This window comes from Sediminicoccus sp. KRV36 (genome assembly GCF_023243115.1).
Classification (GTDB): domain Bacteria; phylum Pseudomonadota; class Alphaproteobacteria; order Acetobacterales; family Acetobacteraceae; genus Roseococcus.
Genome location: NZ_CP085081.1, coordinates 2,635,494 through 2,654,794, shown reverse-complemented (window position 1 = coordinate 2,654,794; position 19,301 = coordinate 2,635,494). Strand labels below are relative to the sequence as shown.

The following is a 19,301-nucleotide window of genomic DNA, read 5'->3' as shown; positions in this document are numbered from 1 at the left end:
GGCACAAGCGAAAAGATACGCACAGCAGCGTAGTCGTGTCGGGTCAGCCGAAGAGCGTGGGAGGCCCGGCCGAATCGGCCAAGAGACCGAGTTTCCGCAACCGAACCTGCGCCGCCTCGGCCGAGACCTGGAAGCTGGCCATGGTGTGCCGCTCCGCCTCGGCGGCCGGCGGCGTGCCGATGACGGCAGCGCCATGGATCCCCCGGTCCCGGAGGAGGTCCCCAACTGCCCGACGCACCTGTTGGGCCGGCATCAGGATGGCGCCGCTGAAATAGCCGGCCTGCCATTCCAGCCAATCGAACTCGCTGATCCCCATCATGCTGTCGCGCTTGCAGACTGTCCGCGGCTCCGCGCGCGCCGCCTCGAACATGTGCGGCGGCGCGGCGAAAAGCTGATCAAAGACAGCCCGGTGGTAGAAGGCGTGGCCCAGTTCATGGGCCAGCGTGGTGCGCAGCCGATTCTGCCGATTGGCTTGCTCGGTCAGCTGAATGGAGATCAGGACCTGCGGCGGTTCGTCTGGCAGGAAGCACGTCATCCCCTCGACGTCGTCGCCCTCGTCGGAGAGGTCGGCATACAGGTCGAGACTGCTGCTGTGCTGGTCGACCAGTACCGTGAGGTCGTCGGTGGAGATCGGGAAGCTTACATTGCCGTGGCGCTGCTGCAGGAAGGCCGTGACCAGCCGCTCGCAATCACGGTCGATCTCTGCTGCACGCAGGAAGAGCCTCTGCGGAAAGCGCCCCGATTTATCGATCGACCAGCTCGACACGCATGCAATCCTATTTCGAGAGGGCTTTCCGGAACGCCTTGAACGCCCGGACCCTGGTCGCCGAATCTGTCGCGGCGGCGCGGAGATCCTCGGGGATCTTGCCGGCCAGGACGAACAGATCATCCGCGTCCACGGATAAGGCCCGGGCGAATTCTCTGATCAGCTGGTCGGAGGTCGGGCTGCGGCGGTCGTGCTCGATGTCGTTGAGGTATTGCGGCGATATCGATCCCGTGCCGTCCTCCTTCTGGACAGCGGCGGCCAGGTCCTTCTGGCTGATCCCCTGCTTCTTCCGGGCGGCAATGATGGCCTGTCCCAGGGTGGTGGTCGGGGTCGTCATCGCCCTTGCATCCGGCGAAATCCTTGCCTGTGGCACTTAGCGGAGTGGCGTAGTCGGCTGCTAAGTCCTACGTCAAGCCGCGAAGTTGGACGTGGCTAATGATTTAGCTTCCGCGATGGGACCCTGCGCCGGCACCGATTCGCGGCGCCGCGACCGGCGTTGCACGAAAAGTCGGCCTGGCGAAGCCCTACGCAGGATTTCGCAGCGGTGCTTTTGTTCCCGCGGGCCTTCTCTAAGAGATTGTTTTCGCTGTTCTTCTCGGTTGGGCGACACGATCTTGCCTCCCAGCCATGCCACCGAACCCCGCCAATCCCCACCTTCCGCCGCACCTCCGTGAGGTCTGCAGCATCCTTGCCGCCGGCCTGCTGCGGCTGCGCAGCCGCGCTGCCGAGAAAGCTGCGCGCGAGGCTGCTGACCAGGGAGAGCGTGGCCTACACTGCCCGGCACCCCAGCGCGTGGATGCGAACCGGACCAACCGGAGACCCGCATGACACGCGCCACCAAATCCAAAGCCGGCACCCCGCCGGCGCCGACCATCCCCGCCATCCCGCCAGCCGATGTGCTGGGCCGGCTGGCCGCGTTGAAGACCGCCGCCACACCCGACCTGAAGCAGCAGTGGCGGGAGCTCTTCGCGGCCGAGCCGCCGCCCTACAACCGGCGCTTCCTGGAGAGCCGCCTGGCCTACCGGATCCAGGAACTGGCCTATGGCGGCCTGAAGCCCGAGACCATCCAGCGCCTCGAGGCCCTGGGTGAACAGCTGGATGGCGGGAACCCCGTCCTGCGGCGCATCCGCGGCGACGACAAGCCGATCACCGGCACGCGGCTGATCCGCGAGTACCAGGGCGTCGAGCACAGCGTGACCGTGCTGCACGACGGGTTCGAGTATCAGGGGCGCCCCTACCAGTCGCTCTCCTCCATCGCCCGCGCCATCACCGGCACGCGCTGGAATGGCTGGCTGTTCTTCGGCCTGAAGAACCGGAGGGCCGCGGCATGAAGCGCAAGCCAGCCGCCGACGTCGTGATGCCGGCGACGATGCGAAAAATCCGCGCCGCCGTGTACACGCGCAAGTCGAGCGAGGAAGGGCTCGACATGGAGTTCAACTCGCTCGACGCTCAGCGCGAGGCGTGTGAGGCCTATATCACCAGCCAACGGTCGGAGGGCTGGGTGCTGGTGCCGGACCGCTACGACGATGGCGGTGTGTCCGGCGGCACCCTGGAACGGCCGGCGCTGCGGCGCATGCTGGCGGCCATCGAGCGCGGCCTCATCGACGTGGTGGTGGTCTACAAGATCGACCGGCTGTCGCGCGCGCTGATGGATTTCGCCAAGCTGGTCGAGGTGTTCGACGCGAACAGCGTGACCTTCGTGTCGGTCACGCAGTCCTTCAACACGACCACCAGCATGGGCCGGCTGACGCTGAACATCCTCCTCAGCTTCGCGCAGTTCGAACGGGAGGTCATCGGCGAGCGCATCCGCGACAAGGTGGCGGCGTCACGGGCGCGCGGAATCTGGATGGGGGGCTTCGTGCCACTCGGCTACGACGCCAAGGACCGCAAGCTGCTGGTGAACGAGGCGGAGGCGGCACTGGTGCGCCGGATCTTCGAGGGTTTCGTCGAGACGGAATCCGGCACGAAGCTGGTCCAGGCACTGCGCGCCGACGGCGCCACCACGAAGCGGGGCCGCGCCTTTAGCAAGAGCGATGTCTATCGCGTGCTGAGCAACCGCACCTACCTCGGTGAGGCCATGCACAAGGGCAATTCCCACCCAGGCGAGCATGCCGCCATCGTGCCCCAGGCGATGTGGGACGCGGCGCATGCCCTCCTGACGATCAGCCCGCGGACCCGCGCCAATCGCACGCGCTGCCAGACACCCTCGCTGCTGCGGGGGCTGATCTTCGGCAGCGACGGCCGCGCCATGTCGCCCACTCACGCGCGGGGGCGCCGCGGCCAGCAGTACCGCTACTATGTTAGCCAGTCCGTGCTGAAGGGCAGCGCCGCGGACGGGCCGGCCATCTCGCGCATTTCCGCCGCGGAGATCGAGGGCGCGGTCATCGCGCAGGTTCGGGGGCTGCTGCGCCAGCCGGAGGTGGTGCTTGGGGCCTGGCGCGCGGCACGGGCCTCGGCGCCGGACATGACGGAGGACGAGGCGCGGTTGGCGCTGGAGCGGCTGGAGCCGCTGTGGGAGGAACTGTTCCCCGCGGAGCAGGCGCGGATCATCCGCCTCCTGGTCGACCGAGTGGACATAGGGGCGGGCGGCGCTGACGTGCGGCTGAAGCTCGAGGGGCTGGCGAGCCTGGCGCGGGACCTCGTTGCGCAAGCCGAACCGGCGAGGGTGGCAGCATGACCGGCGCCGCACAGATGCTGACCGTGCGGGTGCCGCTAGCGGTCCGGAAGCAGCGAGGAGGGCGGAAGCTGGTCCTGACGCCGACGAGCACCGCGAGCTGGGGCTCCTCGGCTGCAGACACGACGCTAGTAAAGGCATTGGCTCGAGCATTCCGGTGGCGACGGATGATGGAGGCAGGCCGCTACAGCACGATCGACGAGCTAGCGGCTGCCGAGAAGATCAACTCCTCATACGTCTCGCGCCTTCTGCGGCTGACGCTGCTGGCCCCCGACATCGTCGAGGCGATCCTGGACGGGCGGCAGCCGGAGACAATTACGCTGCCGGGGCTGATGGAGCCGTTTCCGGTGGAGTGGGAGAGGCAGCGCGGCGCACAAGCTGGCTGAGCCAGCGGTCGCGAGCGCGGCCTCCGAGCGCGAACGGCGGGTGCAGGCCCTGTAGGCGGCGGCTTGCATGCCTAAACGATCCGCGCGGGCATGTTCGCATTGCAGATGGGCCTGCACCCTGACGCCGTCCTTGCGCTCACGGGCAGCTGCTTCGTATTGATACTGATATGGACCACTACAGCCGATCCCGCCGCGCGCTGGCGCTCGGTGGCTTGGCCGCGCTCGCGGCCTCGCCGGCAATGGCGCGCGGCCGCGGTGGAAGAGGCGGTGGAGGGCGTGGCGGCTACGGAGGTGGCTCGGGCGCCGGTTTCAGCGGCCTTATAGGCCTGGGCCTCCTCGGCCTCGCCGCACGCGGTTGGCTGAAGGGTCGATCCGAAGAGAGATGGCGCCGTGCCTGCGCGCCTTACCACGAGATCGCAACCCGCTACGGATGCAGGCAGACCGAGTTGGCTTGGAAGGACGGTGAGGTTCGGGTGACGCTCTGGATGGAGGTCCACAACGTCAGCTTCACCGTCCGCGCGCCAGTTCCGCCGACCTCGAAAAGCGTCGTCCACTTCACTCAACAGGTGCAGCGTACGCTGGACGAATCTGACGCACGCGGGCGACGTGTCTCCGCGCTCGAGCTTCCAGGCCCGCCGCCGCGCCGGGTGAAGATGACGCCGCGGAAGGCCCGGTCGACCTGAGCTATCCAAGGTGCGCTCTTGGATCCGTTCTGATGGCTTGGGGTGGGTGCGGGCAGGTCGCGAACTCAATTTCGCCGCCTGGGCCGTCTATCCAAAGCGTTGAAGGTGGCTAGAATAGCTCCATCTCGGAGGCTTACCTTTTGCAACGCATGTCAGCACGGGACGCCAAGAACGGCTTCGGGAAGCTAATCGATCTGGCGCGCGCGGAGCCGGTCGCGATCGAGAAGTACGGCCGATCTGTCGTGATCGTCATGGCGGTCGAGGAGTACGAGCGCCTGTCGGGGAAAACGGAAAAGCAACGCTCCGGGACCAAGCCCGCCATGGGCAAAGGGGCGAAGGCGTGACGACGATGAGACGAGCGGCAGCAATCAGCACCCGGAAGGCGGCGTAGCATGGCCAGCCATTCCGATCTCGCGAACCTGATCTGGCAGATTGCCGACCTCCTGCGTGGCCCTTATCGGCCGCCGCAGTATGAGCGCGTGATGCTGCCGCTTGTCGTGCTCCGCCGCTTCGATTGCGTGCTGGCGGATACCAAGCCGCCAGTCCTGGCAGAGTTCGAGCGCCGCAAGGGCGGCAGGCTGGAGGACGATGCGCTTGACCGCATCTTGAACAAGGCCTCCGGCCATCGCTTCCATAACCGGTCGCCGCTCGACTTCCAGAAGCTCAAGGGCGACCCCGACAACATCCACAGCCACCTGACGAGCTATATCAACGGCTTCTCGGCCAATGTGCGCCGCATCTTCGAATACTTCGAATTCGGCAATGAAATCGAGCGCATGCGCGAGGCCAATATCCTCTACCTCGTCATCAAGGCGTTCAGCGACGTCGATCTGCATCCGCGTCTGGTGCCGAACGAGCAGATGGGGCTCATCTTCGAAAACCTGATTCGGCGTTTCAATGAGCTCGCGAATGAGACGGCGGGGGATCACTTCACGCCACGCGAAGTCATCCACCTGATGGTTGATCTGCTGTTCATCGAGGACAGCGACCTGCTGCGCCAGCCTGGCACCGTCCGGACCATGCTCGATCCGGCCTGCGGCACGGGGGGCATGCTCGCCGAAGCACAATCCTACATGCGTCGACACAACGCGGCGGCGAAGCTCTACGTCTACGGCCAGGACTACAACAAGCGCGCCTTCGCCACCGCCGCCTCCGACATGCTCATTAAGCAGGTCGACCACAATGGCGGCGGCGAGAACATCCAGTTCGGCGACACCTTCACCGAGGACCGGTTCGAGGGACAGCAGTTCGATTATTTCATTGCCAACCCGCCCTTTGGCGTCGACTGGAAGAAGCAGCAGAAGGAAATCCAGCGCGAGAGCGAGAAGCTGGGGTTCAAAGGCCGCTTCGGTGCCGGCCTGCCGCGCGTCAATGACGGCTCGCTGCTGTTCCTTCAGCACATGATCGCCAAGTTCGAGAAGGTTGACCCGAAGGCGCAGAAATACGGCTCCCGTGCGGCCATCGTGTTCTCGGGCTCGCCGCTCTTCACCGGCGGTGCGGGCGGCGGCGAGAGCGAGATCCGTCGCTGGATCATTGAGAACGACTGGTTGGAAGCCATCGTCGCCCTGCCGGAGCAGATGTTCTACAACACCGGCATCGGCACCTATATCTGGCTCGTCACCAACCGGAAGGCGAAGGAGCGCAAGGGTAAAATCCAGCTCGTCGATGCGCGCGAGACGTGGATCCCCATGCGCCGTAGCCAGGGCGACAAGCGCCGCAAGATCGGCGAAGGCAAGGCGCTGGAGGGTGACGACCGCGCCGACGAGCCGGACCAAGTCGCCGAGATTGTCCGGCTCTATGGCCAGTTCGAGGCGAACGAGAAGTCCAAGCTCTTCGACAATGAAGACTTCGGCTATACCCGCGTCACGGTCGAACGCCCCCTGAGGCTGCGCTACCAGATGAGCGTGGAGGACAAGTCGCGCTTCCTCGATGCCGCGCCGCACCTGCTCGACGATATTCAAGCCATCGACAAAGCGCTCGGCCGCGCGCCGCAACTCGACTGGAACGCCGTCTGGTCCAACATCGAGAAGCTCCTTAAGAAGCTTGGCTCACGCTGGAAGGCTCCCGAAGAAAAGCTGTTCCGCACGGTCTTCACAGTGAAGGACCCGCAGGGCGCGGCCGTAAAGAAGGGGACCAGCTTCGAGGCCGATGCCGACCTGCGCGATTTCGAGAACGTGCCGCTGAAGGAGGATATCGATGCCTATTTCAAGCGCGAGGTGCTGCCCCACGTGCCGGATGCCTGGATGGACAGGGCCAAGGACAAGGTCGGTTACGAGATCAACTTCAACCGGCATTTTTATACGTTCACCCCGCCGCGCAAGCTGGCCGAGATCGATGCGGATTTGAAGAAGGCGGAAGACGAAATCCTCCGGCTGCTGCGGGAGGTGACGGAATGAGCCGCTGGCCAAAGAAGCGACTGCGTTTCCTACTCAACAAATCAATCCCCGCCGAAGGCCGTCGCCTTATAGAAGAAGCCAGCGAAGTGACCTTCTTGCCAATGGAAGCGATCGGCGAGCAAGGCGAACTCGATACATCGCGGGTAATCAAGTTCGATGAGGCATCGACTGGCTACACCCTGTTTTTTGACGGGGATGTGGTGGTTGCAAAGATCACGCCGTGCTTTGAGAATGGAAAAGGGGCGCTAATAAATTCCACAGCGACCGGTTTAGGCTTAGGCACTACGGAACTATACGTTCTCCGGCCCAGTGCCAGCCTTGACGGAAAATACCTTTACTACATCACGGCTAATCCCGCGTTCCGCATTCTCGGTGAGACGCAAATGACCGGCGCCGCAGGACAGAAGCGAGTCCCTGAAGATTTTGTCCGAGATTACATTGTTGCGGTCCCACCTGTCTCCGAACAAAGGCAAATTAGCCGGTATCTTGATACGGAAATTGGCGTCATCGACACGTTGATCTCCACGAAGGTTGCGTGGCTCGAACTGCTGGCCGAGAAGCGGCGGGCTATTGTCGCCGAGGCGATCATGCGCGGGCTGAACCCCGTCGCCCCCTTGCGCCCCTCCGGCATCGACTGGCTCGGCGACATCCCCGCGCATTGGGAGGCCATCCCGCTGCGCTTCCTTGTTTCGTTCAGCGGTGGCGCGACACCCGATACCCGCAATCTCCATTATTGGAACGGACCCATTCCATGGGTATCGCCCAAGGATATGAAGCGCGATTTCATCGACGATGCGGAAGACCACGTTTCCGAGGCTGCGCTCGACAACAGCGCGCTCAAGATGATCGAGCCCGAAGCTATCCTTATCGTCGTGCGCGGCATGATCCTCGCGCACAGCTTTCCAACGGCCATCAACACGGTTCCGGTCACGATCAATCAGGACATGAAGGCCCTGCGTTGCGCCGAGAAGATTGCGCCTGCGTTCCTCGTGGACGTCTTGAAGGGCGCCAAGGACTATCTGGTTTCCCTCGCCGATTCTTCGGCGCATGGCACGAAGAAGCTTGAAACCGAGGCGCTTGGCCGTTTCGAGGTTCCCCTGCCGCCACTCGTCGAACAACACGATATCGTCTGTCACATCGCCATTGAAACCGCCAAGATCGACCGCCTCCGCGCTGCCACCGAGCACTCCATCGCGCTCCTGCAGGAACGCCGCGGCGCGCTAATCGCCGCCGCCGTCACCGGCCAGATCGAGATTCCGGAGGCGGCATGAAAATCACGCGGCTTAGCGTTGCCGGGCTTCGCGCTTTCGATCAGGCGCAACTCGAGTTCGATCCGACCCTCACGTTGCTGGTTGGCGTCAACGGTGTCGGCAAGACCACGATTCTCGAGGCGCTGCGCGTCGGCCTCTCACGCATCCTTCCACAGTTTACCGCAAGCAGAAGCAGGCCTGACACTTTCGCGCGCGATGATGTCCGCATTGGCGATCCGGCGCTCACGGTCGATCTCAACTTCGTCGTGAACGGCAGCACACATCAGTGGCTTCTGCACAAGCAGCGCGACCAGCACGTGCCGGGCGAAGAGGGGGTCGTCCGCAAGCAGACGGTGGGAACGCCAGACCGTGAGATCTTGAAGCCCGACTTCGGCAAGCATGCGGAGCGGCTGAAGTCCGCGAGAGTCCAACCCATCGCGGTCTATTTTGCCACTCGCCGCTCGATGATATCAGACGAGCAAGTCAAGTTCGGTCGATCCCGCGGCGGCCAGGCCACGGCCTTCGCTGATGCGCTCGCGTCTCGCCCCCTACGGCTCGCCTACCTGGCGGAGTGGATGCTGGCGCAGGAACGTCTCTCCGCAGAGCTTCGACGCGCCGACGACCACTTGAACGCATTCCGCGCCGCCGCGCAGCGGTTCTTGCCTGACTGCGAGGATCTCCGGGCTGAAAAGGCTGACGAGCACCACCGCCTGCTCGTGACAAAGCGCGGTGTTCCTCTCGACGTGCGGCAGCTGTCGGATGGCGAACGCAGCATGCTCGCTCTCGTGCTCGATCTTGCCCAACGTCTATCGCAGGCCAATCCCGGCCTTCGCGATCCCGTCCAGGAGGGCGCAGCGGTCGTGCTCATCGACGAGCTCGACATGCACATGCACCCTCTCTGGCAACGGCAAGTTCTGCCACTTTTAACGAGCACTTTTCCGAACTGCCAGTTCATCGCCACCACCCACTCGCCGCAGATCATCGGCGAGGCGCAGCCGGAGCGGCTGATCCTGTTGCAGGCGGAAGAGGGCCGCATCGTTCCAAGACGATGTGGCCAAGCCTATGGGCTTGATGCCAACGCGGTGCTCGAACTGATCATGGGCACCGCGTCGCGCGCCGAGCCGGTGCGCCGAGCGATCGCGGCAGTGGAAGCGGCGCTGGATGAAGGTGAGCTTGGTAAGGCACGCATCAACCTCGCTGAGTTACGAAGACTCATTCACGGCGACGATCCGACCGTCGCCGGCCTCGAGGCAGCCATCAATAACCTTGAGGCGCTCGGCGATGCGACAAATCAGTAAAGGCGCCGAGCCGGCAGCGCTGATCGCCTGGAAGGCCGAGAACCGCGCGCTGCCAACCTATCGCTACGCATCTCTGTCCGCAGATCATCGCCTGGCGTTGAGAGCCGCGCTCGTGGCGGAGCAGCGCGGCCTTTGTGCATACACCGGACGCCGCATCGACCCGGATAGCTGCCACATCGAACACCTTCGCCCTCAAGCGCACTGCGAGAATGGGGAAGATGTCGATTACCGAAACCTTGTAGCGGGCGTCCCGGCGCCGAACACTCCACAGCTTCCCTATGGCGCGCATAAGAAGGCTGACTGGCCAGCAAACGCCCAAGAGCACCTCTTTGTCTCGCCGCTCTCGGGAGGTTGCGCCGCACGGTTTTCTTTCAAGTTGAACGGCGAAGTCGAGCCAGCCAGTGCGACCGATACCGCCGCCACCGAGACGATTGCACGCCTCGGGCTAAATGCCGACGCGCTCGTTCGACTGCGAAAGGCCGCCATCGACGCAACGCTTCAAATTCGCGGACGAGGCCCTGCCTCGATTGGGATCGCCGACGCGCGCAAACGGCTCCGCACTCTGCATAGAGCTGAGCAGCAGGCGGGGATACTTGAGCCGTATTCCTTCGCCTTGGTTCAGGCACTCGAACGGCACATCAGGCGAATCGAGAAGATACGGAAGGCAAGAGGCCAGCCATGAACCACGCCCGCCATTCCGAGGGCGCTTTCGAGAGTGTCATTGAGGCCACTCTTCTAGCGAATGGCTTCGTGCCCGAGCCGGCGACGGGGTTTGACCGCGACCGGGCGATCTTCCCCGAGTCGGTGCTCGACTTCATCCGTGTCACCCAGCCCAAGGAATGGAGGGCGCTGGAAGCGCTACACGGGGAAAAAACCGGCGCGCAGATTCTGACCGATCTTACCAAATGGATGGATCGGGAGGGCTCGCTCGCCACGTTGCGGCACGGCTTCAAGTGCTACGGCAAGACCCTGCGTGTCGCGTTCTTCAAGGCCGCGCATGGGCTCAACCCTGAGCTTGAGGCGCGCTACGCGGCCAACCGCGTTGGCATTACCCGGCAGCTGCATTTCTCGAAGGCGTCTGAGAAGTCGCTGGATGTGGCGCTAAGTGTTAACGGCATCCCGATTGCCTCGGTCGAACTCAAAAATCCGATGACGGGACAGACCGTAGACCACGCCTTGCGCCAATACCGGTCTGACCGCGACCCGCGCGAGCCGATCTTCGAGTTCAAGCGTCGCATGCTGGTCCACTTCGCGGCCGATACCGACACCGTGTTCATGACCACACGCCTCTCGGGGCCAGCCACCCACTTCCTGCCCTTCAACAAGGGCAACAACGGTGGCGCGGGCAATGCGCCCGATCCGATGGGACGAAGCTATCGCACGGCTTACCTCTGGGAGGAGGTGCTGCAGCGGGACAGCCTGCTCGATCTCCTAGCGCGCTTCATTCACCTCCAGGTCGAAGAGAAGCGCGACGATCAGGGCCGGAAGATCAAGAAGGAGACGATGATCTTTCCGCGTTACCATCAGCTCGAAGCGGTTCGCTCGCTGGTGGACCAAGCGCAGAGCGAGGGTGTGGGCCAAAATTATCTGATCGAGCATTCGGCAGGCAGCGGCAAGAGCAACACCATCGGCTGGCTCACGCACCGGCTCGCATCGCTGCACGACGACAAGAACATCCGCGTCTTTGATAGCGTGATCGTGATCACGGATCGCGTGGTGCTGGACAAGCAGTTGCAGGACACGATCTACCAGTTCGAGCACAAGCACGGCGTCGTGCAGAAGATCGACGAGAGTTCGCGTCAGCTTGCCGAAGCGCTCGAAAGCGCCGTGCCGATTATCATCACCACATTGCAGAAGTTCCCCTTCGTCTCACGCCAGCTCGCCAAGATGGCGGAAGCGCGCGGCGAGACCGATGGTGGAGTGCTGAAGGCACGCCGCTGCGCGGTGATCATCGACGAGGCGCATAGCTCGCAGGGCGGCGAAACGGCTACCGACTTGAAGGAGGTTCTCGGCGGCCAGCGCCTTCGCGACGAGGCCGAGAAGTATATGGTCGAGAACGACGAAGAGGATGTCGAAGAGCTCTACCGCTCAATGGCAAAGCGTGGGCGGCAGGCGAATCTGAGCTTCTTCGCCTTCACCGCGACGCCGAAGCACAAGACCTTCAAGGTGTTCGGACGCGACGACAAGCCAGCGCATCGCTACACGATGCGGCAGGCGATCGAGGAAGGCTTTATCCTCGATGTGCTGAAGAACTACACGACCTACGCCACTTACTTCCGGCTCTTGAAGGCGAGCGAGGACGATCCGAACGTCGAGCGGAAGAAGGCGGCACGCGCGCTGGCGCGCTTCCTCAAGCTACATCCGCACAATATCGGCCAGAAGACCGAGGTAATGGTCGAGCATTTCCACGCCGCGACCCAGCACAAGATCGGTGGCCGGGCTAAGGCGATGGTGGTGACGGGTTCGCGCCTCGAAGCGGTCAGGTACAAGCAGAGCTTCGACCGCTACATCAAAGAGAAGGGCTATGCCATCAAGTCGCTAGTGGCCTTCTCTGGCGTCGTCACGGACGACAAGGTGAAGGACGTCACCTACACCGAGGAAGGGATGAACCTCGGCGTCCGCGAGAAGGAACTGCCGGAGGTTTTCAACACTCAGGAATATCAGGTGCTGCTCGTCGCCGAGAAATACCAGACGGGCTTCGATCAGCCCTTGCTTCACACGATGTATGTCGACCGGCGGCTTGCCGGCATCCAGGCAGTTCAAACCCTGTCCCGCTTGAATCGTATCCACCCGCTGAAGGAGGACACCTTCGTCCTCGACTTTGTCAACGAACGCGATGAAGTCCGCGAGGCGTTCAAGACCTACTTTGAGGGTGCGGAGGTTGGCGAGGACGTCGACCCTGCACGAATGTATGAGATCAAGAGCGAACTCGACGCCGACGGGATCTATTTGGCTGCCGACATTGAACGTTTCAGCGTCGTCTATTTCAAGCCGCGCCAGCGCCAAAGCGCGAACGATCATCAGTTGATGAATGCGGCGCTTGATCCGTGTGTGGCCCGTTTCAAAGAGCTTCAGCAGGAGAAGCCCGACGAGACCGAGTTGTGGCGCGGCAAGCTGATGGCCTTCTGCAGCCTTTATGGCTTCCTCAGCCAGATTATCCCCTATCAGGACACGGATCTCGAGCAGCTGTATGTGTTTCTGCGGCACCTCGCGACCAAGCTGCCGAAACGCGGCACTGGGCCGTCATACCAGTTCGATGACAATGTGCGCCTGGAGTATTATCGACTTCAGAAGATCAGCGAAGGGTCCATCAGCCTGGGCGAAGGCCAGGCCGAGCGACTTGATGGCCCGTCCGAGGTCGGAAGCGGCGTCGCGCGCGAGGATGCCGTACCGCTTTCTCGCTTGATTGACGTTGTGAACGATAGGTTCGGAACCGACTTCAATCAGGCGGATCAGCTATTCTTTGATCAGATCGTCGAAGCGGCGATCTCCGATGCGGCCTTGAAGCAGGCGGCAGCAGTCAATCCAGGTGACAAATTCGAGCTTGTTTTCAAGAATTTGCTTGAGGCGCTGTTCGTCGAACGCATGGACCAAAATGAAGAGATTTTTGCAAAGTTCATGAACGATAAATCATTCCAGAAAATCGTGACGGGATGGCTTTCGTCTGAAGCTTATCGGAAGCTCCGGTCGAGCAGCGCGGCGGAGTCTGGGCGCGTCGAGGCAGAAGATGCCAATCCCTGATTACCAATCCCTCATGCTACCTGTCTTGGAGGTCGCGGCGACGGGCGAGTCGTCGGTTCCTTTGGCCGCCAACGAGATTGCCGTACGCTTGGGGCTCACCGACGACGAGCGCGAGCAGATGCTACCCAGCGGGAAGCAGCGTGTGCTCCACAACCGGCTGCACTGGGCCAAGTTTTATCTGACCAAGGCAGGATTGCTCGAAAGCCCAAAGCGGGGCCGCTTCGTGATTACCGATGCGGGTAGGAAGGTGCTCGCCAGCCCGCCGCCAGAACTCAATACGAAGTACCTCCTGGCGATCCCAGCCTTCCGCGACTTCTACCGCGGCGAGGAGGCGACCGGCGCCGCCGATGGGGGCCTGGAAGTTGAACCATCGGTCGCAACGCCCGAGGAAGTCGTTGACGCTGCCCACAAGGCTCTTCAGGCGGCTCTACGCGATGAGCTCCTGGGGCGCATCCTCCAGAATAGCCCAGCCTTCTTTGAGCAGCTGATCGTCGAACTTCTGGTGGCCATGGGCTACGGCGGATCACGTCTGAATGCCGCGGAGCAGCTCGGCAAGTCCGGTGACGGCGGCGTCGATGGCGTGATCAATGAGGACGTCCTCGGCCTCGATCGGGTCTATGTGCAGGCCAAGCGGCACGCGCCTGGCAGCACCATCGGGCGGCCCGAGATCCAGGCGTTTACCGGCAGCCTCGTCGGCCTCGGCGCCTCGAAAGGCGTCTTCGTGACGACCTCCGCGTTCTCGGCCCAGGCCATCGACTTCGCATCGCGGATCCCGCAGCGCGTGGTGCTGATCAACGGGAAGCGCTTGACCGAACTGATGGTCGAGCACGGTGTCGGGGTGCGGATCAGCCGCACCGTTGAGTTTAAACGCCTGGACGAGGATTTTTTCTCGGAGGAGGAGTGATCCGCCCGACCGGGCCGTACCAAAGTGTTCGCTCTCGAAGTACGGATTTCGGGCAAGTGGGGTTCGAACCACGGCAAGCGCCGACCGCGCTGAAACCGGCCTTTTACCAGGGTTTCTGCGTTCCGTACTAAGACGGCAAAGTCAGGAGGTCCGGAGAGAAAGGGCCTCCGGAGAGCGATTTTCCGCCCTCGCCGCGGCAGGCCAGTCAACAGGTCTGCGCCAAAAACCCCAGGAAACCTGCCACTCAGCGCGGCATCCGATCAGTCGGAGAGCTCGGCTTGTATGGGAACTGGCGGACAGGGTGGGATTCGAACCCACGGTAGAGTTACCCCTACGGCGGTTTTCAAGACCGCTGCCTTAAACCACTCGGCCACCTGTCCCGCTTCGCTGTCGTTGCCCCGATCGCCCCGTCGCGTCAATCATCCGCCGGCTGAGAGAAACCCCTTCGCACCCGCGCCAAGGACGCGCGGCAAGTGCGTGTAGATGTAGCGGCACCCGCTTGCCAGCACCTCGGGCAGGGTTTCCGTGGTGGCGGGCATGCCGGGTGTCAGCCCGGCGGCGCGGATGCGGGCCAGCGCGGTGCTGATCGCCTCGGCCACGGGCGGCGCCTTGGGGTTGCCCGGAAAGCCCATGGATTGGGAGAGATCGGACGGGCCGATGAAGAAGACGTCTATGCCCTCCACCTTGAGGATATCCTCGGCATTGGCGATGGCCTCGGCATGCTCCAGCTGCACGCAGACGAGGGAATGCGCATTCGCCTGGGCCGCGAAATCCGGCATCTTCGCACCCATCCCCCAACGATCCGGCCTGGTCCCGGCGGCGAGCCCGCGCCCCGCGCCAGGCCCGAATTTCACCGCCGAAACCGCGCGCCGCGCATCTTCGGCCGTGTTGATGTGCGGGATCTGCACGCCGGCCACCCCGCGATCCAGCATGCCCTGGATATCAGCGGCGGCGTTGCTGCGCGGCCGGCCAATGGCGGTGATGCCCGCCGCATCCGCCGCCATGCACATGAGCTCGACATCCGCGAGCGAGAGCGAACCATGCTCACAATCCAGCAGGACCCAGTCAAAGCCGGCATGGCCCAGCATTTCCACCAAGGGTGCCGAGGGGAACATCAGCGAGCACCCCAGCGCCGGCTTGCCTTCGGCCAACAGCGCCTTCATCGGGTTGGTCATTCCACATTCCCCGTGGCCAGGGCACGCGCCCATCTGGGCCAGCCCAACTCCGCCGCGCGCCTGGCCGCGGCATCCCAGTCATATTCCAGAACCAGCAGCTCCGCCGCCCAGCGCCCGCGCCGCCGCGTCAGCAGGGCGTAGCGCGCATGGGGTGAACGATGTTCCAGCCCCGCCGCGGCCGGCGAATCGGCAAAGACCGGGCATCCCACGCTGCCAGGGTTCAGGATCAAGCCGCCCTCCGGGCCCATCACCATCGCCTGCCGATGCGAATGCCCGCACAGCACGACGGGCGAGCGGACGGCATCGCCAAGGCGCTCGGCCAGGATCGCGCGGCGCGCGGGTGCGATGCGGCCATCCTCAAGCGCCTCCTCCAGCAGATAGGTGCTGTCATCGCCGGGGGTGCCATGCACCGCCAGGATCTCGGGCGTGAGCTGCAGGCTGGTGGGCAGGGCATGCAAGGCCGCGCGCTGCGCCTCGCTCAGCGCCTCGCGCGCGAAAATTCCCGCGGGCGGCATCTGCGCATCGGGCCGATCCACGATCCAGCGGTCGTGATTGCCCCGCACCGTGGGCAGATTGAGATCGGCCAGCAATTCGAAGGTCTCGCGCGGCCAGAGCGGGCCGGCCACGCAATCGCCCAGGTTGATGGTCGCATCCACGCCACGGCTCGCGAGGTCCGAAAGCACGGCCTCCAGCGCCATCAGGTTGCCGTGGATGTCGGAGATGACGGCGATGCGTTCCATCAGAGGTTGCGCCGCTCGGCGCGCAGGGTCGAAAGCCCGATGCCGGTCGCTTCGAAGCCGCCATCCACGGCGATCACCTGGCCCGTGATGTAGCTCGAACGCTCGCTGCACAGATAGAAGATCGCATCTGCCAGCTCGCTCTCCAGCCCGTAGCGGTTGAGGGGCATGGCCGCGTGATAGTCGGCGCGGATTTCGGGCGTGTGTACGGCCTTGGCCATGGCGGTCTCCACCGGCCCGGGGGCCACCGCATTCACCCGGATGCCGAGTGCGGCCAATTCCACCGCCTGCTGCTTGGTCAGATGCATCAGAGCGGCCTTGCTGGTCCCATAGGCCACGCGCAGCGTGGAAGCGCGCAAGCCCGAGATGGAGGCGATATTGACGATGGCGCCGCCCCCGCCCTCGGCCATCAGGGGGGCCGCTGCCTGCGTCATCAGGAATGGCCCGGTGAGATTGACGGCGAGGACGCGGTTCCAGTCCTCCAGCGTGGTTTCCAGCAGAGGCTTGAAGATGGCGATGCCCGCATTGTTCACCAGCGCATCCAGCCGGCCGAAATGCGCGGCTGTGCTGCGCATGGCCGCGCTGACCGCCGCCGCGTCCGAGACATCGCAAAGCAGCTCCAGCACGGGCGAGGGCAGGGCGGCCACCCCACTCGCGAGCACTTCCGGGTCCACATCCAGCAGCGCGACCTGCCAGCCCTCAGCCAGGAAACGCCGCGCGGTCGCAAGCCCGATGCCGCGCCCGCCCCCGGTGACGAGGGCGACGCGCGGCCTCATTCGCCGGCCAGGCGGGCGCCGGCCATGCGCGGGGCGCCCAGGCGCATCATGGCATTCACGTCCGGCGCGGCGGCCAGGCCCACCACGGCATCCGCCAACGCCCTGGCGCCCTCGGCGCCCAGCACAGCATCGGCCAGGCCATGGAACTTGGCGCGGATTTCGGCCTCGGTCAGGAAGTTGGCGGGCTCGCCCTTGGGGATGACCACCTTCCGGCTGAACACTTGCCCGCGCGCGCGGATGGTCAGCTTGCCGGACATGTTGGCCGGGAATTCGGCCTGGATTTCGGGGTCTTCCTCGCAGGTGATCTTCGGCATCAGGGCGCGCAGCTCGGGCGCATCCATCTTCGGGTAGCTGTCCCAGCCGAAATGCCCATGGGCGAGGGCACAGGCGACGACGAAGGGCCCGCTGAACTGGCCATCCACCACATTCTTCGGATTCTGCTTGTAGGCGAGCGGCGCGCCCACCAGCAGCATGCCCTTGTTGGGCAGGCCCATGGTGACGCTCTCGATCTCCTCGGCCTTCAGCCCGTGCTCGGCGCGCAAGGCCAGCGCCGCATCCACATTGGCATGGCCGTAGCGGCAGGAGGGATAGGGCTTCACCGCCGTCTCCATCAACTCATATTGGCTGCCCAGGCCCTGGAGCGCGCGCTCGGGGTTCGGATTGGGGGCATAGGCGCGCAGGAACCCGGCCTTGCCTTCCAATGCCTCGGCGGCACCCCGGAAGCCTTCGCGCGCCAGGAGTGCGGCGGAAAGCCCCGCCATTGCGGCCCATCCCACCTGGAAGCGCTTGGTCCAGGCACCATTGGCCAGGAATTGCAGGCTGCCGGCGGATTGGCTGAGCGCGATGCCCAGCGCATCGGCGATCTGCGCTTCGCTCAGGCCCATCACCCGCCCGGCCGCCGCCGCGCCGCCAAAGACGCCGCAGGTGGCGGTGGGGTGATAGCCGCGGTCGTAATGATCGCCACCCGGCAGGGCCAGCGCCAGTCGGTTGGTCACCTCATAGCCGGCGACGATGGCGGCGATGACATCCTGCCCGGAAGCACCGGTGAGCTCGGCCGCGGCCAGGGCCGCCGGGATCACCGGCGCGCCGGGATGCAGCGTGCCGGCGGCATGGGTGTCGTCGAAATCGAGGCTATGGGCGAAGGCGCCGTTCAGCAGTGCGGCACCGGCCGGGGACCAACGGCTGCTCTCGCCGAAGACGGCGTGGTTGCCGGTGGCCAGCCCCATGGCGCGGGCGGCGGCCATCAGCGGGGCGCTGCTTTCGGCATCGTGGCGGCCGCGCACGATATTGCCGAGGAGGTCCAGGATCAGGAAGCGCGTGCGGGTTTCAACCTCGGCCGGCAGGTCCTGGTGGCGGATCGTGGCGGCATATTGCGCGAAACGGGCGGTGAGGGCGGTCATGGCGTTGTCCTCGGGACGGTTTTGGCGATTAAAACAGGTCCGTTCCGAGCCGACCAGACGCCATGCGCAGCCGCGATGGCGGACCGCTGCGCTTGCGCGTTGCAGCGGGGCGCCGAAACTGGCACCTAACATTCATGTTCACGCGTCGCGTCCTGCCGGCCGGATTCGCCGCACTGGCAGTATCCCCGGCCTTGGCCCGCAATGCGCGCGGGCAGGGGGGATTCGATGCCTTCCTGGATGGGGTCCGCGCTGAAGCGCGCCGCGCCGGCGTGAGGCCCGCGACACTCAACCGGGCTTTTGCCAATCTGCGCCCCAATGAGCGTGTGCTGGAACTGGATCGACGGCAGGCCGAATTCACCCAGACCTGGCCGCAATACCGCGATGCCCGGCTTTCGCCGGCCCGGATTGATGCCGGCCGCCGCGCCTATGCCGATAACCGTACCCTGCTGGAGTCCATCCAGACCCGCTTCCGGGTCAGTGCCCGCGTCGTCGTCGCGATCTGGGGACTGGAGACCAATTACGGCGGTTTCACCGGCAATTTCAACGTGATCGAGGCGCTGGCCACGCTCGCCTGGGAGGGGCGCCGGGCGGCTTTCTTCCGGGCCGAGTTGCTGGCGGCGCTGCGCATCCTCGATGCCGGCAATGTCAGCATGGAGCGCATGCGCGGCAGCCATGCCGGCGCCATGGGCCATCCGCAATTCATGCCGACCAGCTTTGAGCGCCTCGCCGTGGATTTCGACGGCGACGGCCGGCGGGACATCTGGGACAGCCGCGCCGACGCCCTGGGCTCCATCGCGAATTACCTGGCCCGCAATGGCTGGCGCGAAGGCGAGATCTGGGGCTTCGAGGTGCTGCTGCCCGAAGCCTTCGACACGAGCCTGGCCGATTACCGCCAGATGCGGCCGATGCGCGATTGGGGCCGGATGGGTGTGGTGCGCGCCAGTGGCAGCGGGCTGCCCGGCAGCGAGGCGGAATGGGCTATCGTCATTCCAGGGCTTTCGCGCGGCGATACCCAGGCCTTCATGGTGGGACAGAATTTCATGTCCATCCGGCGCTACAACCCGTCCAACTTCTATGCGACCGCAGTCGGGTTGCTGTCGGACCGGGTGGCGTGA

General features: G+C 64.4%; 18 protein-coding genes and 1 tRNA gene. 12 read left to right on the top strand and 7 right to left on the bottom strand.

The genetic code is table 11. The features are described from left to right. Positions 1 to 43: 43 nt before the first annotated feature. Both LHU95_RS12420 and LHU95_RS12415 read right to left on the bottom strand, forming a co-directional pair. On the bottom strand, positions 44 to 766 hold the full coding sequence (locus LHU95_RS12420) for an ImmA/IrrE family metallo-endopeptidase (protein WP_248707276.1): 723 nt from the start codon (positions 764 to 766) through the stop codon (positions 44 to 46). 10 nt (positions 767 to 776) lie between these two features. Continuing rightward, positions 777 to 1,103, bottom strand: coding sequence for a helix-turn-helix transcriptional regulator (locus LHU95_RS12415; RefSeq protein ID WP_248707275.1), 327 nt, complete (start codon positions 1,101 to 1,103; stop codon positions 777 to 779). A gap of 487 nt (positions 1,104 to 1,590) precedes the next feature. Between LHU95_RS12415 and LHU95_RS12410 the strand changes: the two genes are divergently transcribed. The 11 genes from LHU95_RS12410 to LHU95_RS12360 all read left to right on the top strand — a co-directional run bounded on the left by LHU95_RS12410 (position 1,591) and on the right by LHU95_RS12360 (position 14,098). Further along, positions 1,591 to 2,097 carry a DUF2924 domain-containing protein gene (locus tag LHU95_RS12410; protein WP_248707274.1) on the top strand — a complete coding sequence of 169 codons (507 nt, stop codon included), beginning with the start codon at positions 1,591 to 1,593 and terminating at the stop codon, positions 2,095 to 2,097. Then, positions 2,094 to 3,443 (top strand): recombinase family protein, encoded by a 1,350-nt coding sequence (locus LHU95_RS12405; RefSeq protein WP_248707273.1) that lies wholly within the window; start codon positions 2,094 to 2,096, stop codon positions 3,441 to 3,443. The genes LHU95_RS12410 and LHU95_RS12405 overlap by 4 nt, the downstream gene beginning before the upstream one ends. Then, on the top strand, positions 3,440 to 3,826 hold the full coding sequence (locus LHU95_RS12400) for a hypothetical protein (RefSeq protein ID WP_248707272.1): 387 nt from the start codon (positions 3,440 to 3,442) through the stop codon (positions 3,824 to 3,826). Before LHU95_RS12405 ends, LHU95_RS12400 begins: the two co-directional genes overlap by 4 nt. Before the next feature lie 167 nt (positions 3,827 to 3,993). Beyond that, positions 3,994 to 4,509, top strand: coding sequence for a hypothetical protein (locus LHU95_RS12395; protein WP_248707271.1), 516 nt, complete (start codon positions 3,994 to 3,996; stop codon positions 4,507 to 4,509). 149 nt (positions 4,510 to 4,658) lie between these two features. Continuing rightward, the gene (locus LHU95_RS12390) at positions 4,659 to 4,853 is read left to right on the top strand and encodes a type II toxin-antitoxin system Phd/YefM family antitoxin (RefSeq protein WP_248707270.1); all 195 of its coding nucleotides are present in this window, start codon (positions 4,659 to 4,661) and stop codon (positions 4,851 to 4,853) included. 48 nt (positions 4,854 to 4,901) lie between these two features. Continuing rightward, on the top strand, positions 4,902 to 6,905 hold the full coding sequence (locus tag LHU95_RS12385) for a class I SAM-dependent DNA methyltransferase (protein WP_248707269.1): 2,004 nt from the start codon (positions 4,902 to 4,904) through the stop codon (positions 6,903 to 6,905). Further along, positions 6,902 to 8,176, top strand: coding sequence for a restriction endonuclease subunit S (locus LHU95_RS12380; protein WP_248707268.1), 1,275 nt, complete (start codon positions 6,902 to 6,904; stop codon positions 8,174 to 8,176). Before LHU95_RS12385 ends, LHU95_RS12380 begins: the two co-directional genes overlap by 4 nt. After that, a complete protein-coding gene (locus LHU95_RS12375; RefSeq protein WP_248707267.1) occupies positions 8,173 to 9,453 on the top strand; it encodes an AAA family ATPase in 1,281 nt (426 codons plus the stop codon). The genes LHU95_RS12380 and LHU95_RS12375 overlap by 4 nt, the downstream gene beginning before the upstream one ends. After that, a complete protein-coding gene (locus tag LHU95_RS12370) occupies positions 9,437 to 10,135 on the top strand; it encodes a retron system putative HNH endonuclease (protein ID WP_248707266.1) in 699 nt (232 codons plus the stop codon). The genes LHU95_RS12375 and LHU95_RS12370 overlap by 17 nt, the downstream gene beginning before the upstream one ends. Then, on the top strand, positions 10,132 to 13,194 hold the full coding sequence (locus LHU95_RS12365) for a type I restriction endonuclease (protein ID WP_248707265.1): 3,063 nt from the start codon (positions 10,132 to 10,134) through the stop codon (positions 13,192 to 13,194). Before LHU95_RS12370 ends, LHU95_RS12365 begins: the two co-directional genes overlap by 4 nt. Continuing rightward, entirely contained in the window at positions 13,181 to 14,098 is a 918-nt protein-coding gene (locus tag LHU95_RS12360) for a restriction endonuclease (RefSeq protein WP_283094257.1), read from the top strand. Before LHU95_RS12365 ends, LHU95_RS12360 begins: the two co-directional genes overlap by 14 nt. 290 nt (positions 14,099 to 14,388) lie before the next feature. Here the strand turns inward: LHU95_RS12360 and LHU95_RS12355 are convergent. The 5 genes from LHU95_RS12355 to LHU95_RS12335 all read right to left on the bottom strand — a co-directional run bounded on the left by LHU95_RS12355 (position 14,389) and on the right by LHU95_RS12335 (position 18,186). Beyond that, positions 14,389 to 14,478: transfer RNA gene (locus LHU95_RS12355), tRNA-Ser, on the bottom strand. A gap of 39 nt (positions 14,479 to 14,517) precedes the next feature. Then, a complete protein-coding gene (locus tag LHU95_RS12350; RefSeq protein ID WP_248707263.1) occupies positions 14,518 to 15,273 on the bottom strand; it encodes an aldolase/citrate lyase family protein in 756 nt (251 codons plus the stop codon). After that, positions 15,270 to 16,013, bottom strand: a complete 744-nt coding sequence (locus LHU95_RS12345; RefSeq protein WP_248707262.1) for a metallophosphoesterase family protein — start codon at positions 16,011 to 16,013, stop codon at positions 15,270 to 15,272. The genes LHU95_RS12350 and LHU95_RS12345 overlap by 4 nt, the downstream gene beginning before the upstream one ends. Then, positions 16,013 to 16,786: an SDR family oxidoreductase gene (locus LHU95_RS12340; RefSeq protein WP_248707261.1), complete on the bottom strand. Its 774-nt coding sequence runs from the start codon at positions 16,784 to 16,786 to the stop codon at positions 16,013 to 16,015. Before LHU95_RS12340 ends, LHU95_RS12345 begins: the two co-directional genes overlap by 1 nt. Next, a complete protein-coding gene (locus tag LHU95_RS12335; protein WP_248707260.1) occupies positions 16,783 to 18,186 on the bottom strand; it encodes an MmgE/PrpD family protein in 1,404 nt (467 codons plus the stop codon). Before LHU95_RS12335 ends, LHU95_RS12340 begins: the two co-directional genes overlap by 4 nt. A gap of 134 nt (positions 18,187 to 18,320) precedes the next feature. Here LHU95_RS12335 and LHU95_RS12330 point away from each other — a divergent pair, with 134 nt between their 5' ends. Next, entirely contained in the window at positions 18,321 to 19,301 is a 981-nt protein-coding gene (locus LHU95_RS12330; protein WP_248707259.1) for a lytic murein transglycosylase, read from the top strand.

What these genes read in the sequence shown, in the direction of transcription:
- LHU95_RS12370 (WP_248707266.1), top strand. Translation starts at nt 9,437, where the DNA reads ATGCGACAAATCAGTAAAGGCGCCGAGCCGGCAGCGCTGATCGCCTGG.
- LHU95_RS12410 (WP_248707274.1), top strand. Translation starts at nt 1,591, where the DNA reads ATGACACGCGCCACCAAATCCAAAGCCGGCACCCCGCCGGCGCCGACC.
- LHU95_RS12405 (WP_248707273.1), top strand. Translation starts at nt 2,094, where the DNA reads ATGAAGCGCAAGCCAGCCGCCGACGTCGTGATGCCGGCGACGATGCGA.
- LHU95_RS12350 (WP_248707263.1), bottom strand. Translation starts at nt 15,273, where the DNA reads ATGACCAACCCGATGAAGGCGCTGTTGGCCGAAGGCAAGCCGGCGCTG.
- LHU95_RS12360 (WP_283094257.1), top strand. Translation starts at nt 13,181, where the DNA reads ATGCCAATCCCTGATTACCAATCCCTCATGCTACCTGTCTTGGAGGTC.
- LHU95_RS12335 (WP_248707260.1), bottom strand. Translation starts at nt 18,186, where the DNA reads ATGACCGCCCTCACCGCCCGTTTCGCGCAATATGCCGCCACGATCCGC.
- LHU95_RS12390 (WP_248707270.1), top strand. Translation starts at nt 4,659, where the DNA reads ATGTCAGCACGGGACGCCAAGAACGGCTTCGGGAAGCTAATCGATCTG.
- LHU95_RS12385 (WP_248707269.1), top strand. Translation starts at nt 4,902, where the DNA reads ATGGCCAGCCATTCCGATCTCGCGAACCTGATCTGGCAGATTGCCGAC.
- LHU95_RS12365 (WP_248707265.1), top strand. Translation starts at nt 10,132, where the DNA reads ATGAACCACGCCCGCCATTCCGAGGGCGCTTTCGAGAGTGTCATTGAG.
- LHU95_RS12400 (WP_248707272.1), top strand. Translation starts at nt 3,440, where the DNA reads ATGACCGGCGCCGCACAGATGCTGACCGTGCGGGTGCCGCTAGCGGTC.
- LHU95_RS12330 (WP_248707259.1), top strand. Translation starts at nt 18,321, where the DNA reads ATGTTCACGCGTCGCGTCCTGCCGGCCGGATTCGCCGCACTGGCAGTA.
- LHU95_RS12415 (WP_248707275.1), bottom strand. Translation starts at nt 1,103, where the DNA reads ATGACGACCCCGACCACCACCCTGGGACAGGCCATCATTGCCGCCCGG.
- LHU95_RS12375 (WP_248707267.1), top strand. Translation starts at nt 8,173, where the DNA reads ATGAAAATCACGCGGCTTAGCGTTGCCGGGCTTCGCGCTTTCGATCAG.
- LHU95_RS12340 (WP_248707261.1), bottom strand. Translation starts at nt 16,786, where the DNA reads ATGAGGCCGCGCGTCGCCCTCGTCACCGGGGGCGGGCGCGGCATCGGG.
- LHU95_RS12345 (WP_248707262.1), bottom strand. Translation starts at nt 16,013, where the DNA reads ATGGAACGCATCGCCGTCATCTCCGACATCCACGGCAACCTGATGGCG.
- LHU95_RS12395 (WP_248707271.1), top strand. Translation starts at nt 3,994, where the DNA reads ATGGACCACTACAGCCGATCCCGCCGCGCGCTGGCGCTCGGTGGCTTG.
- LHU95_RS12380 (WP_248707268.1), top strand. Translation starts at nt 6,902, where the DNA reads ATGAGCCGCTGGCCAAAGAAGCGACTGCGTTTCCTACTCAACAAATCA.